At 59.9% G+C, this 23,347-nt stretch carries 17 protein-coding genes, 1 pseudogene and 1 riboswitch; of the genes and pseudogenes, 8 read left to right on the top strand and 10 right to left on the bottom strand.

Annotated elements, in window-relative coordinates; genetic code table 11:
• Positions 1-17: 17 nt before the first annotated feature.
• Positions 18-1,238 (bottom strand): MFS transporter, encoded by a 1,221-nt coding sequence (locus AB5Y93_RS00380; protein ID WP_368228620.1) that lies wholly within the window; start codon positions 1,236-1,238, stop codon positions 18-20.
• A gap of 211 nt (positions 1,239-1,449) precedes the next feature.
• On the opposite strand from AB5Y93_RS00380, the gene leuE reads away from it, so the two are divergent.
• The gene (leuE, locus tag AB5Y93_RS00375; protein WP_010672336.1) at positions 1,450-2,088 is read left to right on the top strand and encodes a leucine efflux protein LeuE; all 639 of its coding nucleotides are present in this window, start codon (positions 1,450-1,452) and stop codon (positions 2,086-2,088) included.
• A gap of 34 nt (positions 2,089-2,122) precedes the next feature.
• Here the strand turns inward: leuE and AB5Y93_RS00370 are convergent, their stop codons facing one another.
• From AB5Y93_RS00370 to AB5Y93_RS00350, 5 genes are all read right to left on the bottom strand, one after another.
• A complete protein-coding gene (locus tag AB5Y93_RS00370; protein ID WP_368228619.1) occupies positions 2,123-2,797 on the bottom strand; it encodes a fimbria/pilus periplasmic chaperone in 675 nt (224 codons plus the stop codon).
• A 14-nt stretch (positions 2,798-2,811) separates the two neighbouring features.
• Positions 2,812-4,434 carry a hypothetical protein gene (locus AB5Y93_RS00365; RefSeq protein WP_045522681.1) on the bottom strand — a complete coding sequence of 541 codons (1,623 nt, stop codon included), beginning with the start codon at positions 4,432-4,434 and terminating at the stop codon, positions 2,812-2,814.
• Positions 4,435-4,436: 2 nt separating this feature from the next.
• Positions 4,437-6,884: a TcfC E-set like domain-containing protein gene (locus AB5Y93_RS00360; protein WP_368228618.1), complete on the bottom strand. Its 2,448-nt coding sequence runs from the start codon at positions 6,882-6,884 to the stop codon at positions 4,437-4,439.
• 78 nt (positions 6,885-6,962) lie between these two features.
• Complete coding sequence (locus tag AB5Y93_RS00355; protein WP_045522689.1) at positions 6,963-7,622, bottom strand: fimbria/pilus periplasmic chaperone; 660 nt, start codon at positions 7,620-7,622, stop codon at positions 6,963-6,965.
• A gap of 60 nt (positions 7,623-7,682) precedes the next feature.
• On the bottom strand, positions 7,683-8,255 hold the full coding sequence (locus AB5Y93_RS00350) for a common pilus major fimbrillin subunit EcpA (RefSeq protein ID WP_010672341.1): 573 nt from the start codon (positions 8,253-8,255) through the stop codon (positions 7,683-7,685).
• 585 nt (positions 8,256-8,840) lie between these two features.
• On the opposite strand from AB5Y93_RS00350, the gene AB5Y93_RS00345 reads away from it, so the two are divergent.
• Both AB5Y93_RS00345 and AB5Y93_RS00340 read left to right on the top strand, forming a co-directional pair.
• The gene (locus tag AB5Y93_RS00345) at positions 8,841-9,464 is read left to right on the top strand and encodes a response regulator transcription factor (RefSeq protein ID WP_045522690.1); all 624 of its coding nucleotides are present in this window, start codon (positions 8,841-8,843) and stop codon (positions 9,462-9,464) included.
• A complete protein-coding gene (locus AB5Y93_RS00340; protein WP_368228617.1) occupies positions 9,461-13,060 on the top strand; it encodes a transporter substrate-binding domain-containing protein in 3,600 nt (1,199 codons plus the stop codon). The genes AB5Y93_RS00345 and AB5Y93_RS00340 overlap by 4 nt, the downstream gene beginning before the upstream one ends.
• Positions 13,061-13,091: 31 nt before the next feature.
• On the opposite strand, the gene AB5Y93_RS00335 is transcribed toward AB5Y93_RS00340, so the two are convergent.
• A complete protein-coding gene (locus tag AB5Y93_RS00335) occupies positions 13,092-13,532 on the bottom strand; it encodes a hypothetical protein (RefSeq protein ID WP_045522692.1) in 441 nt (146 codons plus the stop codon).
• A gap of 161 nt (positions 13,533-13,693) precedes the next feature.
• Here AB5Y93_RS00335 and AB5Y93_RS00330 point away from each other — a divergent pair.
• The 3 genes and pseudogenes from AB5Y93_RS00330 (at position 13,694) to AB5Y93_RS00320 (ending at position 17,475) form a co-directional block, all read left to right on the top strand.
• Positions 13,694-15,367, top strand: a pseudogene (locus AB5Y93_RS00330) (LytS/YhcK type 5TM receptor domain-containing protein).
• A gap of 76 nt (positions 15,368-15,443) precedes the next feature.
• On the top strand, positions 15,444-16,172 hold the full coding sequence (locus AB5Y93_RS00325; RefSeq protein WP_069651566.1) for a LytTR family DNA-binding domain-containing protein: 729 nt from the start codon (positions 15,444-15,446) through the stop codon (positions 16,170-16,172).
• Positions 16,173-16,281: 109 nt separating this feature from the next.
• Positions 16,282-17,475, top strand: coding sequence for an MFS transporter (locus AB5Y93_RS00320; protein ID WP_368228616.1), 1,194 nt, complete (start codon positions 16,282-16,284; stop codon positions 17,473-17,475).
• Between the two features lie 72 nt (positions 17,476-17,547).
• Here the strand turns inward: AB5Y93_RS00320 and AB5Y93_RS00315 are convergent, their stop codons facing one another.
• Together AB5Y93_RS00315 and purE are read right to left on the bottom strand one after the other, a co-directional pair.
• Positions 17,548-18,672 (bottom strand): 5-(carboxyamino)imidazole ribonucleotide synthase, encoded by a 1,125-nt coding sequence (locus tag AB5Y93_RS00315; RefSeq protein WP_049636933.1) that lies wholly within the window; start codon positions 18,670-18,672, stop codon positions 17,548-17,550.
• Positions 18,669-19,178 carry a 5-(carboxyamino)imidazole ribonucleotide mutase gene (gene purE / locus AB5Y93_RS00310; RefSeq protein WP_029313402.1) on the bottom strand — a complete coding sequence of 170 codons (510 nt, stop codon included), beginning with the start codon at positions 19,176-19,178 and terminating at the stop codon, positions 18,669-18,671. Before purE ends, AB5Y93_RS00315 begins: the two co-directional genes overlap by 4 nt.
• Before the next feature lie 207 nt (positions 19,179-19,385).
• Positions 19,386-19,564, top strand: a riboswitch (cobalamin riboswitch).
• A 51-nt stretch (positions 19,565-19,615) separates the two neighbouring features.
• On the opposite strand from purE, the gene AB5Y93_RS00305 reads away from it, so the two are divergent.
• Together AB5Y93_RS00305 and murI are read left to right on the top strand one after the other, a co-directional pair.
• A complete protein-coding gene (locus tag AB5Y93_RS00305) occupies positions 19,616-21,481 on the top strand; it encodes a TonB-dependent receptor (protein ID WP_214003651.1) in 1,866 nt (621 codons plus the stop codon).
• Between the two features lie 108 nt (positions 21,482-21,589).
• A complete protein-coding gene (murI, locus tag AB5Y93_RS00300) occupies positions 21,590-22,378 on the top strand; it encodes a glutamate racemase (protein ID WP_010672351.1) in 789 nt (262 codons plus the stop codon).
• 3 nt (positions 22,379-22,381) lie between these two features.
• Here murI and AB5Y93_RS00295 read toward each other — a convergent pair whose 3' ends face one another.
• Positions 22,382-22,873, bottom strand: coding sequence for an RNA-binding protein (locus tag AB5Y93_RS00295; RefSeq protein ID WP_029313407.1), 492 nt, complete (start codon positions 22,871-22,873; stop codon positions 22,382-22,384).
• Positions 22,874-23,347: the final 474 nt, after the last annotated feature.

Below are 23,347 nucleotides of genomic sequence, written 5' to 3'. Positions count from 1 at the left end.
TGGCTGCCGGTTGGCCTCTAGCCTCTCCTGATATTGGGCAGGAAGGCGGTCAGCAGGCCAATAAGGGGTAGATAGGCGCAGACCTGATAGACGGTTTCGATGCTGGTGGCATCGGCCAATTTGCCCAGCAGGGCGGCCCCTATCCCTCCCATACCGAAGGCGAAGCCGAAGAAGAGGCCGGAAATGGTGCCGACCTTGCCGGGTACCAGATCCTGGGCGTAGACCAGGATGGCGGAGAAGGCCGACGCCAGGATGAGGCCGATGACGATCGACAGCATCGAGGTCCAGAACAGGTCGACGTGGGGCAGCAGCAGGGTGAAGGGAGCGACGCCGAGGATGGAGATCCAGATCACCCGCTTGCGACCGATGCGATCGCCGAGCGGCCCGCCGAGCACGGTCCCCGCCGCGACGGCAAACAGGAAGGCGAACAAATAGAGCTGGGCGCTCTCCAGCGACAGGTGGAACTTGTCCATCAGGTAGAAGGTGTAATAGCTGCTCAGGCTGGCCATGTAGAAGAACTTGGAGAACATCAGCAGACCGAGGATGGCCAGTGACCAGCCAATCTGGCGGCGGCTCAGGCCGGTGCCAGCATGGGCCCTCATCCGCCGATGGAAGCTGGCGGCATGGTGGCTGGACCAGCGGCCGACGAAGCTGAGCACGATGACCCCGATGAGTGAGAACAACGAGAACCAGGCCGCACTGCCCTGTCCCTTCGGCACGATGATGAGCGCCGCGAGCAGGGGGCCGATGGCCGATCCCAGATTGCCGCCGATCTGGAACAGAGACTGGGCCAGACCAGGCTGGTTGCCGGCCGCCATGCGGGCGACCCGGGAGGATTCCGGGTGGAAGACGGAGGAGCCCATGCCGATCAGCATGGCCGACAACAGCACGGCGCCAAAGCTGCCTGCCTGCGACAGGTAGAGCAGCCCCACCAGCGTGAAGCCCATGCCCAGAGGCAGGGAGTAGGGCATGGGTCTGCGGTCGGTATAGAGGCCGATCAGGGGTTGCAGCAGCGAGGCCGTGAACTGGTAGGTGAGGGTGATGAGACCTATCTGGGTGAACGACAGATCGAGCCCCAGCTTCAGGAGGGGATAGATGGCCAGCAGTACCGACTGCATCATGTCGTTCAACAGGTGCGAGAAGCTGATGGCGGCGATCACCGGATAAGCGGTGGTAGTCGGGTTGTCCACCGCGGGCGGGGCGGTGATCGGGGTGTCGGTACTCAAGGTCTTGTCCATGGCTGGGGTATCACTCCCTCTACCATGCCCTATCCCGGCGCATCTGGACATAACCAAAGTGGGCGAACGCCCGGATTGCGTTCGCGTGGCGCGCAGGCCGTTCATGCTGACGGCGTGTGGATGGCTGGTCAGATCTTGTGCTTGGCGCAGGGCGGATTAGTATAGAAGGCCTGCCGCCGTTATCCGGCCCATCACCCGCCATGGAGGGAACATGTTCGAAAGCCTGGGTGTCATCAACGTCTGGACCTATCTGGTCGGTCTCTTCTTCATCATCATCGCCCCGGGCCCGAACTCCCTCTACGTGCTGCGAACCGGTGCCGTGCGCGGCATAGGCCCGGGTTATCGCGCCGCCCTCGGCGTCTTCGTCGGCGATGCCATCCTCATTTTCTGCGCCTATCTGGGGATCGCGTCCCTCATTCGCACCACCCCATTGCTGTTTACCCTGGTGCGCTATCTGGGCGCGATCTACCTGCTTTATCTGGGGGTGAAGATCCTGCACGCGAACTTCATCGCCAAAAAGGCGGGACCGGCGTCCGAGATGGATCCCGGTGAGCGCTATTTTACCAAGGCCCTCACCCTGAGCCTCACCAATCCCAAGGCGATCCTGTTCTACGTCTCTTTCTTCGTGCAGTTCATCGACTTCAGCTATGCCCACACCTGGATCTCCTACCTGGTGCTGGCTGGCATGCTGGAAGCGATGAGCTTCGTCTACCTGACCCTGCTGATCTTCGGCGGTACCCTGATGGCCCGCTTTTTCCGTCAGCGCCAGACGGCGGCCCGTCTTGGCAACGGCCTTATCGGCCTCTTCTTCATGGGGTTTGCGGCCAGGCTGGCGACGCTCTCCTCCTGACCCTGGGGATTGCTGACCGTCCGGTGTCGGGCACCTAGTCTGGCCAGCAATCCTTGCCCACGGGGATGAAGCGGGACTGGTAGACGATGAGCTTCTGGTTGCCCGGTTGATTGATCCCGGGATTGTGGTAGGTCTCCCCGGGCAGCAGGTACTTGCTGTCCGCCTCGCTGTCCGCCTGCTGGCAGCCCTGTTTCACCATGAACTCGAAATAGGTGTTGCCGGTATTGGTGATGGCGCTCTGTACCGGGTCCAGCTGGTATGCAAAACGTGACTGACGCGGGCGCACCACCAGGATGGACTGCAGGGCCAGTTTCACCTCGACGGTTCCCCGGTGCTGCGTCTGGCTGCCTTCATCCACCTGGGCTGCCGGTGACTCGGTGAAGGTGATGCGGTAGTAACGCTCATGGTCATCGGCGGGCCCCTTGTAGTAGAACTTGACGTTCTGGGCATGTCTGGCGTGCAGGGTGAAGCGCCTGGGGGCAAACAGCAGCTCACCGGGGACGGTGGGCAGTGTCCTGCCTCTGGCCGTGGGGTCGCTGATTTTTTCCATCTGTATGTCGTACAGCTTGGGTGAAGCACTGTTGTTGGTCAGGGTTCTGGTAATGAACTCCTGCTCTGGCGCCATGGCAAGAGTGATGGCGCCGATGTCGAGGGCGGCGACCTGTGAGGCCAGCAAGCCGCCCAGCAAGGGCCAAAGTAGACGATGCATGTTGTACTCCATGGTCAGCGCCAGGTCCCCTTGATAGTGATGGTGCCGCTTTGTTCCACCTCGCCTTCCCACATCTCGTCGCCCATGGTGCGCTGCACCATGGGATCGGTCAGGTCGAATTCCAGCGCCAGCTTGTAAAACCGGGTGATGCCCTGGCCGTTGACGGGATCATTCCACTCCTGTGGTGGTTGATTGTCCTGTATTCCGAGGGTGCGAATATCCACCGGTGTGCGATCGCAGCGAATGGCGTGCCGTGAACCCGCTCCATGAGCCACCGAATCGAATACCAGCCTGGTAGGGATGGGGACGGCCTGTTCAGGTGCGAAGGTGCCTGCCGGATAGAAAGTGCAATATCCCCGATAAGGCGACCCCCTGTCCTGTGAAATAGAAATTTCCAGCATATCGGCACTGATGGGGCCGCTATCAGAGATATTGTATGAGAAGCTCAGAATGTCTTTTCCGACCTGCCCCTCCCTGTAAGGATTGCTGACGCCCTCCGAAGACAAGATGGATACGCTGAAGTCCCGTGGTTTTATATGAATTTCGGTTGTGCCGCTGAATTCATAGTATCCACTCTCGGGAGCATATCCATTCTTCATATTGAAGTTGATCAGACTGCGAGTCAGTTGATCTTGCAGTCCCAGCCTCACAATTTGTTTGAAGAAATTGCTGGACAAGAAAAGATAAACAGATGGTTGTCCTCTTAAATAGCTGATGTTGTAGCGAGAGCCTTTGCTTGCCCAATTTTTCAAATCTGCGCTCATTTGCAGATCCGCAGAACCAATGGCGCTATTCAGCGAGCTGTTTTTGACATTGGTATACATGTAGGGCTCGGTGTAGTTCTGACTGCCATCTTCATTGAAGTTGTAATCAAGAAAACGACACAAAATCCCATCTCGGGTACCCAGCCTGTAATTCTCACAGCCTTGTGAACCGGGCAAGACATAAGGAACACCATTGCTGTCCACAATGACTTCACTTATTGCATTGGTTTGTACGAAGCGAAGATGGCCGGCCTTCTTGTGCTGCATGTTTCTGACGTACCAGTTTCCGCTGTTCTGATTGATACAGCGTTCACCGGCTGCCGCGTCATATTTTAGCGTGGTCCTGCACAGGTTCATCTCCCTGTTCAAAACAGCTCCGACAGGCATGGTTCGAAGATAATCAAAGAAACTTGCACTCAATTTGCCATGTCCCCACCCGGCAGATGCCCCAATGAGACCGAAGAAGCCCAAATCATCAACGACGGCCGGCTTGTTGACCGCCTCAGCGGTATCGGGGTCACAACGGGTATAAGACATGATGCAGCGTTGGTTGACATAAGGACGGCGAATAGGGCCGTTTTCCCACATATCGACGTTCCAGTTGTTGATATCGGTGTTGTATCCGTTATCAACGTACGCCAGGCTCACCTGACCATTTCCTTTGAGCGAGGTCCAGGCATTTGCGCCGGTCAGACGCGGATCCAGGCCATCAGTCGGCGCAACAAACAGGTTGTTGTCTTCCTGATTTTCAATTAACAGAAAATGGCGCAGCGCGGCATTCGGCCAGACGGTTTTGGATACAGCCGCACTGCCTTGCTGTGCCCAGCCGGCGCCAAGTGCAATGACCAGCAGCAATCTGTGTGTGATGTTCATGTTCAATACTCTCTCACCATGGCGTAGGTGGGCAGTCCCTGGCAGGTCACGATGCCGACCCAGGCCGCGCCCGTGTGTTGTGCAAGATCCAGGTCGGCTTCACAGAAGTCGCTTCCCCGGCGGAAAGTCAGCATGGGGTTGGCCTTGTCCACGTCCAGGGTGAACTCGCCGACCTCGTTGGTCACAGTGGTACCGATGTGGTTGTCAATGCGGGCGTTAGCAAGCAGCGAGCCATCTTCTGCCCTGAGTACGCCAAACACGGTGACCATCTCCTTGATGCTGCTGCCGGCATCCAGAGTGGCGACGTTGCCGGGGAACAGGGTGTAGCGCTGCTTGCCGGTGTTGATGTCATAGCTGTCCTTGCCCGTCTTGCTGTTGAGCAGTTCCACCTCGTATTCCTGATAAGGCGAGAGCGCCAGGAAGGTCTGTTCCCCTTGCAGGGGGTAGTCCTGTCCATTCACCTTGGCGAGCATCTGTCCTTCCCGGTGGATGCCGGTATTGATGATGAGGCCTGAACCAGAGGTGCTCCGGCTGGACGCGATCACGTCGTTCTCCGTGGTGATCAGGGCACCCCGTGCAATCAGGTTGCCATTCACGTCGCCGCCATGACCGCGACCCAGCGTCATGGTGCCGCCGATGACCCTGTTCTCGAACCCCAGGGTGCCGGAAAGCGCCATATTGTGTGTGTCGCTGCCGTGCATCATGCGGGAGGCATTCAGCGCGGCCAGATTGATGGCTCCCTCCATGCGCTTCTGATAGTTGAGGTTGGCCGTGGTCTGGCCCTGCTCGTTGCTGCTCATGCCGAAGCTGAACAGATTGTCGAACGGGATGGAGTAGTCCAGGGTGATGCTCTTGTTGCTGAATCCATTGAGTGTGCCGCTGTCGCTCTGTAGACTGGCGCGCATGGAGAGGTTGCCGTATCGGCCCGCATAGAGGTGCTGGTAGTAATCCGCATAACTGCGATCGCTGTTCATCTGACGGTCGTGCGTGGTGTTGAAGGTCAGCTGGCCCATGCCGCTGACCCAGCCACCCAGATTGATCGTGATGCCGGCAGAGTAGAGCTCGGTTGCGCTCACTCCCAGGGCATCGCCTGCATACAGTTTTTCCTGGCTGACCCACAGGGAGGCATTGTCATGGGCTTGCCAGGAAAGGCTGGACGCCAGCCGCCAGGAGTGATCGGTGGACAGCATGCTTTGCAACTGGGTGCCGAGGCGATCCGTGACCTGCCAGCTTGCGCGTGCCTCGCCGACTGCCGCATCCCTGAAAGCATAGGTGGTCGTCGCCAGATCAAGGGTATCCAGCGAGCGTGCCAGCGACAGACCGAGCAGGGGGGAATCGCCGCTGTGCTGGCTGTTTTCCATCATGCCTCCCCACCATTGCCATCCCCACTCCCGGGTAAAGCCCTGATTGCCGCCCAGCTTGGTGACTCGCTGGGTGGTCGTGCTGGTCAGGCGGCCGTCGACATAGACTTCGACCGTGACGTTGTAGACCCCGTTGGGGAACGCGGAGGTGTCGATGTGCTGGTTGCCGATCGCCAGGTTTTGCAGGCCTATCAGGCGTTCATCCCGATAGACCCTGACCTCGCCGTTGGCGGGCATGAAGACTTGTACCGGAGTGGTCGATTCGTTGGTGGTCTGTTTTCGAGATTGCGCCTGGTTGCCATAGGATGCGCCGTAGAGGCGACCCGTGGTCAGGCCCGTCACCACCCCCAGTGTCTGCAGGTCCCATGTCGAGACCATGCCTGCTGCGATGCGGCGATCATCGAGATCCCGTTCGTACATGGCGCGGTAGATATCGCCGCTCTGCTCCGGCTCACCCAGGTTGTAAAGGGAGGCATCCACGGCGACATGGTGCGCGCCCAGCCCGACGGTACTCTCCAGTTGCAGGAAATTGGAGTCCTGGTGCCCGCTCTGGGGGGTATTGATGAAGGAGTAACCCAGGTTGTAGCGCTGTACGCCCGTCAGGGTGTCCACCGTCGGGGTCAGTGCGACACGGTTGTCAGATTGCCTCGCCTGGCCAAAGGCATCCCGTGACACCCGGATGGTGAGCAGCATGGCGACGAGGTCCAGCTGCATGCTGGCATCGGCATCGATCTGCAAGGCGCCATCGGCAGAAAAGGTGCGTCTTTGCTTGCTGGAGAGCAGAGTGGTAAGGGCATCGTTCAGCACGCCTTGCTGCTGGCCGGCACTGAAATCAAGGTGCAACAAGTGCAGCTTGCCGTCTTGCAGCAGCAGGGTGGCATTGCCGATGGTGTCGTCGGTCAGGGTGTCGATCCTGTTGTCCTCATCCGTGTATCGCAGGCGTACCGGTACCGCCAGCCCCTCTTCCAGCGCCTTGGCAAAACTGGCAGGAATGATGACGTTGGCAATTTTGAGAGGGGCAGCAGTGCTGGCCGAGGCTGACATCGCAATCAGCCAGGAGAGCGGCAACAGCCAGGCTTTTTTCAACATATCGAGCACCATGGTTCCGGGTGTGGAGATCGAGAGCCGTCACCCTGCAAGAGGGTGGGGCGGCACCGTGATAGGGGGTTACTTGATGACGACGAATTCCTGACCCAGCCAGAGTCCCAGGTGGCTCTTTGGATCACGCATATTGACCTGCTTGAACCGGCGTTGCTTGCCCGGCAGGTCGTAGTAGGTTTCCTTGCACAGCTCCTCGCCTTTCAGGCAGGGGCCATACGCTACCGTGCGATAGGAGGCATTGCCCTGGTTGGTGAGCGTGTCGTCCTTCAGGTCATAGGCGAACCGGTGCTGGCGTGGTGTTACCACCAGAATGGTGCCTATCTGTGCTGACGTGGTGGCAACCGCCTGACGGCGTTCGTTGCGCTGATCGTCGACGGAGAGCGCCGTGTCCAGCCAGCGGATGCGGTAGTAACGCTCCTTGTCATCCTGCGGACCCTTGTAAAAAAACCTGACGTTGTTTTTGGCATTGGCGGGCAGCATCAGCCTACTGGGTGACAACATCAGCTCGCCGCTGACTTCCATGGGGATCTCCTGCCCTCCCTCTTCCGGTGAGGTGATGCGTGTCACGCTGATCGTGACCAATCTGGCCTGGTCACTGCCATTTTCAATCTGTTTGGCGACCTCCTGGCTGCCTGCATCGATGAAGGTGGTGACGGCGCCGACATTGATTGCCTGGCTGATACCGGGAATGAGCAGCAGCCATATCGCTGCAATTTTCAGGTTCATGATGTGCCCCTAAGAGAACAAAGGGCCCCGCAGGGCCCTCAATGGTAAGCGGTGGATGAGTTAGCTCCAGTTCGCTACGAACTCGACGTTGACTTCACCGCTCCACAGGCCGTCCGGCAGGGCGTCAAAGGTGGTGGGGGTGCCGCTGGCAGTGGCACTTTCAATGTTGAAAGTGAAGGAACCCTGCGCTGTGACGCGTTCGGCATCGTTCTTGAAGCCGTTCGCAAGAGGAGACAGATTCCCCCCCGTGATGCCGGCAGCGGTGTCGATCAGGGTGGTGTAGGCGGTTGTGCTGACCGGTGCGCCGCCCCACAGCACGCCCACATCGACGGTGGAGTCGCCACCCAGGTGATTCAGGGTGCCGTTCAGCTTCTTCGCCTTCAGGGTGAAGTCGGTCGCGCTGGCATCACCCTTGATGGCGACATCGAACAGGCCGTTGACGGTGTTGAACCCCTTGATCCCTTCGGCATATTGGAAGGAGAGGCTGGAGAGCGGGGTGACCACCAGCTCGGAAGTGGTGTCTTTCTTGGCAGTGGCCTGCCAGGTCGCGACGGCAGACGCTTCTACGGCGGCTTGAGCGGTGGCGGCAAAGCCCAGGGTAGCCACGGACAGAGCAATCAGAGTCTTCTTCATTACGATATTTCCTACATATCTTCTGGATGGTATTGACCACCCGGTTGGTTCATTGCCCGTCAGGGGCATGCCTTGCCACGTTGGCGACGATTCGACCAGTCGTGGCAGCCGGACCTGGAATATGTTTCTCCTCGGACCAGCTTGTTTTTTCGTCGACTAAGATAACGATCGGATCTGTTTTGATCGACCGAATGGTGCGTAGGAAAAATCTCAAAGGATGATGGGGCGCAAACTTTATAAAATAATTTCTTTCCCTTTCCTTTCAGTGGGTTGTTGTGTCTCATGTATTTGATTTATATGTTTTTTAGGTCTTTTATTGCGGGAGGAAGAGCACAGGAAAAACCGGGAGGGAGGGGACATCAACGAGGGAGGGGACCCGGCCACCACCAGGCTCCATACGAGGCAAATAAAATGCAATATATTGATAAATATATAAAAAATAAATGAAGCTATAATGGTGATTAACTTGAGAATGCCATTTTTATATTTATTTAACATATTGAAAACAAGAGCAAGCTGTATGGTGTCGTTGCTTGATTTGTAGTTAATATGCTCGTCGGATAGGGCTGAATAACGGATCTATATATGGCGAAGGTATTGATAGTTGATGATCATCCAGCAATAAGAATGGCCGTTAACATGTTGTTGAAACAGGAAGAACATCATGTGCTAGGCGAGGTTGATAATGGTGTCGATGCTATCGCCATGGCCAGGAACACCCATCCAGATATTGTCATTCTTGATATTGGAATACCTCAGCTTGATGGCATCGAAGTGATAAAGAGAATCAAGATGCTGGATATTGGCGCCAAGATTCTGGTGCTGTCTGCACAGTCCACTCATCATATTATGGTGAGGTGCCTGCAAGCTGGCGCCGAGGGATTCTTGTCCAAGCTGGATGATTTGTATTTGCTGAAGGATGCGATCGCAAAAATAGAGAAGCGGCAACTCTATTACCCCCGTGACGTCATCGCCGGCGCCAGGCATGCCCATACGGTCGATCGGGAAGATCTGCTGTCGACCCTCTCTTCCCGCGAGATGAGCGTGCTGCTGCAGATTTGTCAGGGTCATGCCAACAAGCAGATTGCCCAAAGCATGCTGTTGAGCGAGAAAACCGTCAGTACCTACAAGACCCGGTTGATGAAGAAACTCAACATCACCAACATCGTTGATCTGATCAGTCTGGCCAGACGGCAGAAACTGCTGTGAACAGGGCGAAATTGCTGTTGCTTCTGCTGGCGCTGGTCTGGGTGTGGCCGCTGGCGGCCCAGGAACCGGAAGAGCCCCTGCTGCAAGTCTATTCGCGGGATGGCGGGGAATACCTCGATGCCAGCCCCTTGCCGCTGCATGGGGAGGAGTGGCGCTGGTTGCAGGAGCGCGAGCGGCTGATCCTGGGGGTGCCCAGACCTGACAACCCGCCTATGGACATCACCCTGAGGGCGAATGCTTATGAAGGGGTGACGGCCGACATCGTCGGCATGTTGACCCATCTGCTGCACATCGAGATCCTGGTGAAGGGATATCCCTCCAGGGCGGCTGCCATTGAAGCGCTCCAGCGGGGGGAGATCGATCTGCTGAGTACCTCCAATTCCTATGAGCGGGAACAGCATCTTCTGCTGACTGACAAATATATTGCTGACGACCCAGCCATCTATAAAAACATTCAGGTCAAAGAGCGAGAAATAAGAACAATAGCCGTGCCGGAGTATTATTTGCCGTTCATGGACATCATGCGCTATCTGTCGGACTACAAAATTAAAATATACCCGTCTCGCTATAGTGCATTGTCCGCGGTGGCATATGGTCAGGTTGATGCCGTCATGGTGGACATGATCTCCGGCAATTTCATCGTCAACAAGTTCTATCAGAGCAGCATTCAATTATTGAAGCCGCTCTATATCGATACCGCCGGTTTTGCCTTTGCCCTCAATCCCAAGGAGCGGCGACTCAAGAGGATCATGGATATCGCGCTGGGGGAGATCCTCGAGGGCAAGCGGGCGGAAGTGGCCAAGCGCTGGAATGGGGGAGGGCTCTCCATCGGTGCCAGCAAGATCGGTCTGAGCCGCGAGCAGTGGGAGTGGCTGGGCAAGCGGGAGAAAATCCGGATTGCGGTGAACAGCGGCATTCCCCCTCTCAGTTTTTACGACGTCACCGGCACCATGCACGGCGTGGTCGCCGATCTGCTGCAGGTCATGCGAGCCAAGCTGGGGGTGGAGCTTGAGATAGTGCCCATCAGGACGCCGGAGCAGATGATCCAGTTGCTGGATAGCGGTCAGGTGGATGCGGGGGTACTGAGCCCGTCCGAAGAGCGCAGGAACCGCTATCTGTTCAGCCGGGCCTTTGTCCTCGATCCCTTGTCCTATGTGGTGGGGCTGCGCCACAGCCAGGTCCCCCCGGAGTCGCTGCTCAAGGCCGGCACCGTGGCCATGGTCAGGGGTTTTATCTCGACCCAGGCCATAGAGGCGGAATACGGCAAGCTGGCGACGCGGCAGTTCGATACGATTGAAGACGCCATGCGCTGCGTTGCTACTGAGATGTGCGATGTGACCATACTGCCGCTGCGGGTGGCCAAGTACTACGTCAACAGCCAGTTCCCAGACAGCCTGCTTATCACGGGAGAGCTGTTCGATTCCATCCCCATCGGCGCCGCGTTTGCGGTCACCCCCGCGCATCCCGTACTGCGGGACATTCTGGACAAGGTCATCGCCATCATTCCACCGGATGAGCTGGAAGGGCTTTCCAACCGCTGGCGAGTCAATGTCAAACAGGGGAGTGTCTCCTGGCAGGAGCTGATCCGGGAGTTCGGGGTCTTCATCGCGTTGATCCTGCTGCTGACCATCTGGGTTGGCCTGTGGGGGCTGTCCCTGCGCAAGCAGATCCGTGAGCGGCGGCTGGTGGAGGGGGCGTTGAGCACTCAGCTCAAGTTCATCGCCGACCTGGTGGACGGCACACCTCACCCCATCTATGCACGGGATTTGAACGGGATCCTGGTGCTGTGCAACAGCAGCTATGCCAGTTTCCTTGGCGAGCCCAAGGTCAGCCTGCTCGGCACGGGCCTGGACGACGCGCGAACGCGCTGGCCTTTTCTTGCTCCCCTGCACGGGGATCTGGTGCTTTCCTGTGACAGCCGCCGCGCCCAGGAGGGGGATCACCGTCTGGTCCTGCCGACGGGCGGGGTCGACGTCTATCACTGGGTTCAGCCTTACTACGATCTTGACGGCAATGTGCAGGGGGGCGTGGGAGGCTGGATCGACGTCAGCGAACGGGTACGCCTGCTCGATGAGCTGGCGGTGGCCAGCCAGGAGGCCCAGGAGGCAAACCGTGCCAAGAGCACCTTCCTCGCGACCATGAGCCACGAGATCCGTACCCCCATGAATGCCATCATCGGCTTGCTGGAACTGGCGCTCAAGCGGGGTCGGCTGCACGAGGAGGATCAGGCCTCCCTCGCCATTGCCCATGGCTCGGCCAGCGATCTGCTGAGCCTCATCGGCGACATCCTGGATATTTCCAAGATCGAGTCTGGCCGGTTCGAACTTGCCCCCGAACCCCATGACATCGTGACCCTGACAGCATCGGTCGTCACCGTCTTTACCGCGCTGGCGAGGCAGAAAAATCTGCGGCTGGATCTCGTCACGGGCGATCCTTCCTGGGTGCAGATCGATGGTCTTTGTTACAAGCAGATCGTCTCCAACCTGATCAGCAACGCCATCAAGTACACCGATTGCGGATCGGTCACGGTGACGCTGGCCTCCCGGGTCAGCGATGGCTGGTGTACCGTGCAGCTCACCATTCTGGATACCGGCATCGGCATCGATCAGGCCGAGCAGGCCAGGCTGTTCGAGCCCTTCAGCCAGGCCAGCCAACCCGAGAAAATCCAGCAGTCGGGTACTGGGCTGGGTCTGATGATCTCCCGCTCCCTGTGCGAGACGATGGGCGGCTCCCTGCAACTGGAGAGTACGCCCGGGCAGGGGACCCGGGTCAGTATCGAGATCAAGCTGCCGGTGGCCGATGCCGTGGCAATGCCCGCCACGCCTGCACAGGAGCCGGCGGTGGATCCGGTGCGGCGACTGAAGATCATGGTCGTGGACGATCATCCAGCCAACCGGTTGCTGGTCAGCCAGCAACTGGCTTATCTGGGCCATGACGCCACGGCTGTCGAGTCGGGGGAAGAGGCGCTGCGGCTGCTGACCGGAGCCAGGGTGGATGTCATCATGACCGACTTCAACATGCCCGGCATGAACGGCTTCGAGCTGGTTCGCCAATACCGGGAGCTGGAGCGGCTGCACGGCTGGCGGCGCACCGTGATCCTCGGGCTGACGGCCGATGCGCGGCAGGAGCAGATCAATGAAGGGCAGGCGGCAGGGATGGATGACTGTCTGTTCAAGCCCGTTGGACTGGAGGCGCTCGATCACTGCCTGCGTCGGCACATGCAGCGGGAAGAGCAGAGTGACATGGTCGTCTGCATGGAGGAGATCCGGCGGTATCTGGGGCCGCTGACCGCACACCAGTCGACCCTGATGGTGCCTCTGCTGGCCGAGTTCGTGCGGGCCAGTGACGACGATATCGCGGGATTGCAACGGGCCGCGGAGGAGGGGCATGTCGGCCAGTTCATCGACCGCATACATCGCCTGAAAGGGGGCGCCAGGATCATGGGCACTCTGAAACTGGTGGCGACCTGCAGCGAAATAGAATCCTGGGAGCTCGATCAGGCCAGGCTGCCCGAGGCGCTGGCCCGTTTGCAGCAAGAGTACGAGGTCGTTCGGCTGGCGGCGACCCAACTGCAGGTGATGGAAGGGGAGGAATGAAGGCATGGGAACATGCCTTCGGCTCCTGTGGTCAGCCCAGCCAGTACACCATCAACTCATAGGCGGCTTCGCCCACCTGGTCCGGTCTGGCTGACGGGGCCTGATAGCTGAGGTAATAGCGGGTCGCCTGCGCCAGGGGGAGGGCGCGGCTTGCTTCGAGGGGTTGTCCGTTGAGCGCCAGCGTGATCCGGAGATCATCCTGCTGTGGCAGGGAGCCGTAGAGTGCGCGGGCTTGCAAACGATAGGTGGTGTTGAAATCCGGGTGGCTCAGGTCTGCTGCCAGGATCTGGACGGGAGCCTGTGCCGGATCCGAATTGATGGCCTGGAGGCCTGGGTGGGTAAGCGCTACTTCCATGTTGGTCTCTTTGCTGGCGGTGGCCTGCCAGTTCAGCTGGCTCACCTGCGTATTGGCGTGAACGGCGGCACTGCTGCAACCGATCATCACTGCCAGCACCATGCTTTTTTGAAACATAGTTATCTCCTTTGTCGGACTGGGCCCTCCTTGGCGAGGGCCTCCTCTTATCGGCGCTTTCCCCGAAAGCTGAACCGCTCTCCCCGGATTCGCCCATGAGTCGGCGGCAGATAAGGGGTATGATCCGCCCCCTGGCGCCATGCCATTGACGGAGGAGAGCCATGCTCGAAAATCAGATGATGTTGTTGGCGGTGTTTGAGCGGGCGGCGCTGATGCTGATGACGCTCTTTCTTCTCACCCGCACCCGGCCGTTTCAGCGATTGTTCCAGAAGCGTGACCACACCCCGGCCGAGCTGGTACTGGTGGCGGCCATCTTCTGTCTGTTCGCGGTGTTCAGCACCTATACCGGCATTCCGGTGGAGGGGGCCCTCATCAACGTGCGGATCATCGCCATCATCTCCGGCGGCATCCTGTTCGGCCCCTGGGTCGGCATTCCGGCCGGGGTCATCTCGGGGCTGCACCGCTACCTCATCGACATGGATGGCCACACCTCCATTCCCTGTCTCATCGCCAGCATCATCGCCGGCCTGCTCGCCACCTGGCTGCACCTGCGCTGTCGCAAATCGCGGCTCTGGCTCTATGGCATCCTGGCGGGGATGGCCTGCGAGGGGCTGACCATGCTGCTTATCTGGCAACTGACCGAACCCCATGCGGTAGGTGTGGAGATAGTCAGTCATATTGCCTATCCCATGATCGCCGGGGCGCTCTGTATCGGGCTCATCATCAAGCTGGTGCAGGACCTGGACGACGAGAAGGAGCTGATTGCCGCCAAGCAGGCCAAGCTGGCGCTCGACATCGCCAACAAGACGTTGCCGTTTTTCCAGAACATCGATCGCCACTCCCTTAGCCAGGTGTGCGGCATCATTCGCAGCGAGATCAGCGCCGATGCGGTGGCCATCACCGATACCCGCGACGTGCTGGCCTATGTGGGGGTGGGCAAGGATTACTACGAGCTGGACGAGCACCACGCCATCAGCGACATGACCCACAAAGCGGTGCTGCTCGACCAGATCATCATCAACAACGATCTGCGCCAGTACCATCTGGCCGACTTTCACTAGGTCATCATTATTCCGCTGAGAGAGAACGGCGCCGTCAGCGGCACCCTCAAGATCTACTACCGCCGCACCCACAGCATCACCAGTTCGCTGCGGGAGATGGCGGTCGGCCTCTCCCAGCTCATCTCCACCCAGATGGAGGTGTCGCGCATCGAGCAGCTCAAGGAGATGACCCGCAAGGCGGAGTTCACCGCGCTGCAGAGCAAGATCAACCCCCACTTCCTGTTCAACGCCCTCAATGCCATCTCGTCGCTGATCCGCATCCGTCCCCAGCAGGCACGCCAGCTGATCGCCAATCTGGCGGACTACCTGCGCTACAACCTCAACAAGGGGGACACCCTCATCGACATCCAGGAGGAGCTGCAGCAGGTGCGCGACTACGTGGCCATCGAGCAGGCCCGCTTCGGCGACAAGCTGGAGGTGGTGTTCGAGGTGGACGACGTGCACATCCAGGTGCCGAGCCTGCTGTTGCAGCCGTTGGTGGAAAACGCCATCCTGCACGGCATCCAGCCCCGCAGTGCGCCGGGTCGGGTCACCATCGAGGTGAAGCAGCTGGCGGGCGGCATCCGGGTCGCGGTGCGGGATACCGGTTACGGCATCAGCCAGGAGGTGATCGACGGGGTCGCCGCCGGTCGGGTGGAGAGCCGCAGCATCGGTCTGATGAACGTGCATCAGCGGGTCAAGCTGCTCTATGGCGACGGCCTGCACCTCAAGCGGCTGGAGCCGGGGACCGAAGTCTGTTTCTATCTGCCTGATCAGGAGGCAATGCCATGCTGAAAGTCATCATAGTGGAAGACGAATGTTTGATACGGGAGGAGCTGGCCTCTCCTGTGCTCCTTATGGGGGCAATGTCATGCTGAAAGCGATCATTGTGGAAGATGAGTATCTGGCCCGCGAGGAGCTGGCCTTTCTGGTGGGGCAGCACAGCAACATCGAGATAGTGGCGAGCTTCGAGGACGGGCTGGAGGCGTTCAAGTATCTGCAGGATCACGAGGTGGATGTGGTGTTTCTGGATATCCAGATCCCCGCCATCGACGGCCTGCTGCTGGCCAAGAACCTGCACAAGTCCAGCCATCCGCCCCACATCGTCTTCGTCACCGCCTACAAGGAGTTTGCGGTGGAGGCGTTCGAGCTGGAGGCATTCGACTACATCCTCAAGCCCTACAACGAGCCGCGCCTCATCAATCTGCTGCAAAAGCTCGAACTGGCGGGCAAGTCCCAGCCCCAGGGTGCGGAGTCCGGGTTGCCACAGAACCGCACCGTCAATCTGGTGAAGGGGGAGCGCATCATCGTCACCCCCTGCGAGCAGATCTACTACGCGGAAGCCGACGAGAAGCTGACCCATGTCTACACCCGTACCGATCGCTACGTGATGACCATGACCCTCAGCGAGTTCGTCAGTCGGTTGCCTGCCGAGGGGTTCTTTCGTTGCCACCGCTCCTACTGCGTCAACATCAACAAGATCCGCGAGATAGTGCCCTGGTTCAACAGCACCTATCTCATCCGGCTCCATGACCTGCCGTTCGAGGTGCCGGTCAGCCGCAGCAACATCAAGGCATTCCGTCAGCTGATGCGGCTCTGATTGTCATTCATTCCCGCCGATCTGCATTTCATGCCTTAATCGGTCGGCGGGAGCGGCGTCTTGCCTATAGTGGCCCCAGTTTCCTTAAGGCCATTCCTCGAGACGCATCATGACCATCGATCTGAATCGCACCCGCTACCTCACCCTGTTGGGGACCATCATCACCCAGTTCGCGCTGGGATCCGTGTACACCTGGAGCCTGTTCAACGCCCAGCTTTCCGACAAGCTGGACGAGCCGGTGAGCCAGGTCGCCTTCGCCTTCGGCCTGCTCAGCCTCTCCCTGGCGGTGGCCTCCTCCCTGGCAGGCAAGCTGCAGGAGCGGTTCGGGGTGCGCAACGTCACCCTGGGCGCCGGCGTGCTGCTCTGCATCGGCTTCTTCCTCACCGCTCATGCCAGCAACCTGGCGATGCTCTACCTCTGCGCCGGCATCCTGGTCGGTTTTGCCGACGGTACCGGCTACCTGATGACCCTCTCCAACTGTGTGAAGTGGTTCCCGGAGCGCAAGGGGCTCATCTCCGCCTGCTCCATCGGTGCTTATGGCCTCGGCAGCCTCGGCTTCAAGTACATCAACCTGCTGCTGCTCTCCAGCAACGGCCTTGAGACCACCTTCCAGCTGTGGGGGCTGATCGCCATGTCCATGGTGCTGGTGGGTGGCATGCTGATGAAGGATGCGCCCAAGCAGGCCGCCGCCGTGCAGCAGAGCGAGAGCCGCGACTTCACCCTGGCCGAGGCGATGCGCAAGCCCCAGTACTGGATGCTGGCGCTGATGTTCCTCACCGCCTGCATGAGCGGTCTCTACGTCATCGGCGTGGCCAAGGACATCGGCGAGAAGATGGTGGGCCTGCCGGCCGTGGTCGCCGCCAACGCCGTCGCCATCATCGCCATGGCCAACCTGGGCGGCCGGCTGGTGCTGGGCATCCTCTCCGACAAGATGTCCCGTATCCGGGTCATCACCATCGCCCAGTTGATTACCCTGGCGGGGATGGCGCTGCTGCTGTTCGTGCCGCTCAATGCCAACCTCTTCTTCGTGGCGGTGGCTTGCGTGGCGTTCAGCTTCGGCGGCACCATCACCGTCTACCCCTCGCTGGTGAGTGACTTCTTCGGCCTCAACAACCTGACCAAGAACTACGGCGTCATCTATCTGGGCTTTGGTCTGGGCAGCATCATCGGCTCCATCGTGGCCTCCCTGTTTGGCGGCTTCATGGCGACTTTCAACCTCATTCTGGTGTTGCTGGTGGTGGCCCTGGTGCTCTCCCTCACCATCCGCCTGCCGGCTCCCGTTGCGGCTGTCGACAGGGCCTGACCCCTCTCGCTTCTCAAGTCATAAAAAAAGACCCGGGCCTTGGCCCGGGTCTTTGCATGTCAAGGGGTGGACTCAGCGCGGAGGCAGACCCAGCAGGGCGCGCAGCTGGTGCGCGGTGGCCTCGACCGCCGCCCAGTCGCGGCCAGTGACGGTGACGTGGCCCATCTTGCGGCCGGGGCGGGCTTCGCCCTTGCCATAGAGGTGAAGGTGCACCCCGGGCAGGGCCAGGGCGCCGGCCCAGTCCGGCGTGCCGTCTTGCCACAGATCCCCGAGCAGGTTGAGCAGGATGGCGGGCTGAACCTCGGCCTGTGCCGGCAACGGCAGATCGCACAGGGCGCGCACCTGCAACTCGAACTGGCTGCAACCGGCGTTGTCGATGCTGGGATGACCCGAATTGTGGGGCCGGGGGGCCATCTCGTTGACTAGCAGTTCACCGCCGACCAGGAAGAACTCCACCGTCAGCACACCCACATAGTCGAGGGCGGCGATGATGTGCTCGGCGATGCGCTGGGCTTCGCGCTCCAGGGCGGGCACATTGGCCGGGGAGCGGGTCTGATCCAGGATGCCGCCGCTGTGCCAGTTCTGCACCAGAGGCAGGGCACTGATGGCACCGCTCGGACTGCGGGCCAGGGTGAGGGCAAACTCCCCCTCCAGTGGCAGGCGTTTTTCCAGCACGCAAGGGACACCGCTGGCGGCCAGGGCCGCTGGCAATTCGCCCGCATTGTGGATAGTCCACTGCCCCTTGCCATCGTAGCCCTCGCGGGCGGTCTTGAGGATGGCGGGGAAGAGGTCGCTGGGCAGGGCGGGCAGCGGCTCGCCGGGCAGCAGGGTCAGGTTCGGGGCGACCGGTACGCCGGCGCGGGTCAGGAAGGCTTTCTCTTCCCGGCGATCCTGACAGACACGTACTGCGCTCGCGGCCGGGCGCACCGGCTTGTACTGCTCCAGCAGGGCCAGGGAGGCGGCGGGCACGTTTTCGAACTCGCAGGTGATGGCGTCGCAGCGGCTGGCCAGATCGCGCAGGGCATCGGTATCGTCATAGGCGGCAACGATCTGCTCGTCGGCGGCTGCACCGGCGATGCTGATGGGGTCCGGGTCCAGCACGATCACCTTGTAGCCGAGACGGTGGGCAGACATCACGAAGTAGCGGCCGAGCTGGCCGCCACCGAGCATACCCAAAGTGGCGGGGGGCAGTATCATGCCGGCTCCTCCAGGGTGAGCGCCAGCACCCGGTCGCGCTCCTTGGCGCGGAAGCCGTCGAGCTGCTGGTGATAACGGGGAGCGTCGCCATCTTGGGCGACAGACAGCAGGGACACGGCGAACAGACCGGCATTGGCGGCACCCGCCTCGCCGATGGCGAAGGTGGCGACCGGCACGCCCTTGGGCATCTGCACGATGGAGAGCAGGGAATCCATCCCCTTGAGCTGGCGGGTGGGGATGGGCACGCCCAGCACCGGGATCGTGGTCTTGGCGGCCAGCATGCCCGGCAGGTGGGCTGCGCCGCCGGCGCCGGCGATGATGGCGCGCAGACCGCGATCGCGCGCACTGGCGGCATATTCAAACAGGAGATCCGGGGTGCGATGGGCGGATACGACGCGCGCTTCATAGGGCACGCCGTGCTCCTTGAGGATGCGGGCGGCGGCCTGCATCACGGGCCAGTCAGAGTCGGAGCCCATTACCAGGCCGATCATAGGGGGGGTCGTCATTACGGCTTCCTCGGATGTCAAACGTTTGCCGCATGTTACCAAAAAGCCGTGGGATCTGGCTCAACATTTCTTGTGTTTGACCCGCTCGAATGACGGTCAACGAGCCTCAAGGTACGAGAGGGGGCGAGGATCTGCGCCACTTGGCACCGACTTTGGGTAAAAACGACATTAGAAATCCAGATGGCTATACATCCAAGACGGCTCTGCCTATAATCCCCCCGCTTTGGCGCATCATGCTTAAAAGGGAATCCGGTGAGAATCCGGAGCTGGCGCGCAGCGGTAAGGGGGAACGAAGCGACATCAGGGCACTGCCGTCAGGTGGGAAGCCGTCGCCGTAGGCCATCAGCCCCCAAGCCCGAAGACCTGCCAAAGTTCGTATTTCGGGCCGAGAGAAACCGGCCACGAAGTAGATGCTTACGCGAACTTAAGGATCTCTCATGTCCAAGACATTATTGGCGGCTGCCCTGTTGCCAACGGCGGCCTTTGCCCAACAACTGACCATCCCCGTCAATCCCACCATGGTGGTGACCGCTACCCGTGTCGCCCAGCCTGCCTCCAGTGTGCTGGCGCCCGTCAACGTGGTGACCCGTGACGAGATCGATCGCCTGCAAGCCCAGACCGTGACCGACGTGGTCAAGACCCTGCCCGGCGTGGAAGTGGTCAGCAACGGCGGCCGCGGCCAGCTCAGCTCGCTGCGGGTACGTGGTGGCACCTCTTCCCAGACCCTGGTGCTGGTGGACGGGGTGCGCAGCGCCTCTCTGACCGCCGGGATGACCGAGCTCAACAACCTGCCCCTCAACCAGGTGGAGCGGATCGAATATATCCGCGGTGCGCGCGCCACCATTTATGGATCCGATGCCATCGGTGGGGTCATCAATATCATCACTCGCCCGGATCAGGGGACCAATCAACATAAGTTCAACTTGGGTGCGGGCTCCCACAAGCAGCGTCAGGCCGCCTTCAGCAGCGCCAGCCAGGTGGGTGATGCGGGTCAGATCAAGGTCGCTGGTGGTTTCGATGACGAGACCGGCTACAACGTGCATCCCATCGTCGGGGTGAACGATGGCGACAAGCATGGCCACCGGGGCTACAACGCCATGGTGGATTATCAGCAGGCGCTGGCCAGCAACTGGGATCTGTTCGGTACGACCCGTTGGTTCCGCAACATTGCCCAGTACGACAGATCCTCTGCCGCTTCCGCCTGGGGCCCGGCGTTTCATCAACGCAACGAGACCTGGACCGAGAACCAGAGCTACCAGCTCGGCTCCCGCTATCATGACGAGCGCTACCTGAGCGAACTGCGCGGCGCCTTCTCCAAACAGGATGCCTACGACTACCCGGATACCAGCGGCCGCGATCAGTCCGCTGATCGACTCTATACCCGTCAATACACCCTGAACTGGGTCAACAGCGTCAAACTGGACGAGAGCTGGACCCTGGGGGGCGGCGCCGACTGGCAGCGCGACATGCTGGACGATAGTTCCCGCTCCTCTGGCGTCGCCTTCCCGAGTGACGCCGATGAGCGTGACAACACCGGGCTCTATGCCCTGGCCCAGTTTGACAACCAGGTCTGGCAGGCCGAGCTGAGCGGCCGCAGCGATGACAACGAGCAGTTCGGACGTCACAACACCTGGCAAACCGGCGCTGGCTGGCGCTTCGTTGAGGATTATCGCCTCAGTGCCCGCTACGGCACCGGTTTCCGTGCCCCCTCCTTCAACGATCTCTACTACCCGGGGTCCGGCAATCCTGATCTGAAGCCGGAAGAGTCGAAAAGCCACGAGTTGATGCTGGACGGACAGACCGCTGGTGTGGAGTGGCGCTTGACCGGTTATCGCAACGACTTCGAGCAGATGATCCAGTGGGCACCGGACAGCCAGGGCATGTGGACGCCGCAAAACGTCGGCAAGGCGCGGATTGAAGGGGTTGAGCTGGAAGGGGAGTTCGAGACCGGCTGGCTGAGCCATCGCGTTTCCGCCGAATACAAGGATCCCAAGGACAAGGTCACCGACAAGCAGTTGCAGCTGATCTCCCGCAAGGGTGCCAAGTGGGTGAGCCAGGCGCAGTGGCAGCAGTTCGATGGCTCCCTGAGCTGGATCTACCAGGGTGAGCGTTATGGTGACGCGGCCAATGCCACCCAGCTGGGCGGTTACAGCGTGTGGAACCTGGCGGTGGGCTATCAGGTTGCACCGTCCTGGAAGGTCTCCGGCAAGATCAGCAACCTGCTGGACAAGGAGTACCAGACCTCGGTGGGTTACCCGGCTGACGAGCGTGCCTACTATGTGACGGTGGACTACGCACTCTGATCCCCTTGTCTGGATCTGAAAAATCAGGGGCCCTGCCATTGGCAGGGCCTTTTCTATTGGCGCCGGGCGGGAGTATGATCGCGGCCTCGCATTCAAGGGGGAGCTCAGGTGGCCAATATTCTCGTGTTCGACTCCGGTATGGGCGGTCTGACCGTCTATGGGGAGATCCGTCGCGCTCTGCCGGAGCACAACTATTTCTACAGTTTCGACAATGCCCACTTTCCCTATGGCGAGCTGAGTGAGGCGGCCCTCATCGAGGCTTGTACCGGACTGGTCAGCCACATGGTGGCCGAGCACGCCATCGATCTGGTGGTGATCGCCTGCAATACCGCCAGCACCATTGCCCTGCCATCCCTGCGTACCGCACTCAGCATTCCCGTGGTCGGCGTGGTCCCCGCGATCAAGCCTGCCGCCGCCCTGACCCGTAACGGCTACATCGGTCTGCTGGCAACGCCCGGCACCGTCAGCCGTGACTATACCCATGAACTCATCGCCCAGTTCGCCCCGGGCAAGCATGTGCTGCTGAAGGGGGCCACCGAACTGGTTATCGAAGCCGAGCGCAAGCTGGCGGGGTTGCCGGTCAATATGGCCCTGCTCAGAGAGGTGCTCGCAGACTGGATGGAAGGGGAGGAGAGGCCGGATACCCTGGTGCTGGGATGTACCCACTTCCCCTTGCTCAACGAAGAGATCAAACAGCTGATGCCGGAATGCCAACTGGTCGATTCGGGTCTTGCCGTGGCAAGGCGGGTGGCGCATCTGCTGGCGACACTGCCGGTCCAGGCGCCTGGCGAGGGGACGGGACGTGCCTACTGCACGCGACTGGATGCAGGGGCCCAGAAACTGACAGCCCCCTTGCAAGCTTGGGGGCTGTCGTCACTCGAAGAGGTGGTGTACTGAATATCAGGCGTCGACGTCGTTGACGTCCTTCTCATCCCGGTCCCGCTTGTCATTTGCTTCACGCACTTTCAGGGTGCGCTGCTGATACTCCTTGTCATTGAGCGCGGCGATGGCCTTGGCCGCATCGGCGACAGGCATCTCCACAAACCCGAAGCCCCTGCGTTTGCCGGTGGCCTTGTCCTTCATCAGACGAACTGACAGTACCTGACCTTGCTCGGCAAAGAGTTCGCGCACCGCAATCTCGTTGGCGCGATAGGGCAGGTTGCCTACATATAAGGTACAGGTCTCCTGGCTGGTCGCCTGTTCGAGGGCGGTGGCAGGCGCACGGTTAAGGAAGAGCGGTACCACGAAACCGCCAATGGCCAGACCGGCGGCAAAAATGACTTCGACTTTCAGAGAGAACTGCAGGGCCTGGGCAACCAGATAGCCGAGCAGCGCCAATACCAGAGCAAGAACTGCTGCCTGCACATAAACGGGAAACTTGGATAAATTCATCTTTAAAGACCTTTTGTAAATGAAAGCAAAAAAGGTGCAACACTCTATTCACCTTCATGGTAACCAGCTTTACGACCAGACGCTACCATGGACCACTTGAGGCAAATTATCCGCTTCAGTATGGCATTCCTTCGGCCAAGAAGATCCTGATAAATGCCAATAAAAGAGGGCTGAAATCATCAGCTTGTGGATAACATTGTATATATACACTGGGTAAGTTGTTTCTAACTGGATAATTTGAAGTTTCCGTGACTTTCTTCAAAAAATCCCTTGTCATCGCGGCGCGGCTCCCTATAATGCGCCCCTACCAGCACGGCGGAACACGCCGAACTGATGAGCCAGCTTCCTTAGGAAGTGAGCGCCGAAAGAAAAGCGAAAGCAACCGCTTGACTTTCGAAGTGAGGAGCGTAAGATGCGCCTCCTCAACGCGATAAGCGTGACGCTCTTTAACAATTTGAATCAAGCAATCTGTGT

The sequence above is a fragment of the Aeromonas sp. R10-1 genome (assembly GCF_040908465.1).
In the GTDB taxonomy this organism is placed as follows: Bacteria; Pseudomonadota; Gammaproteobacteria; order Enterobacterales; family Aeromonadaceae; genus Aeromonas; species Aeromonas caviae.
Note: the sequence above shows the minus strand (reverse complement) of the source record. Positions and strands in the feature narration are given on the sequence as shown.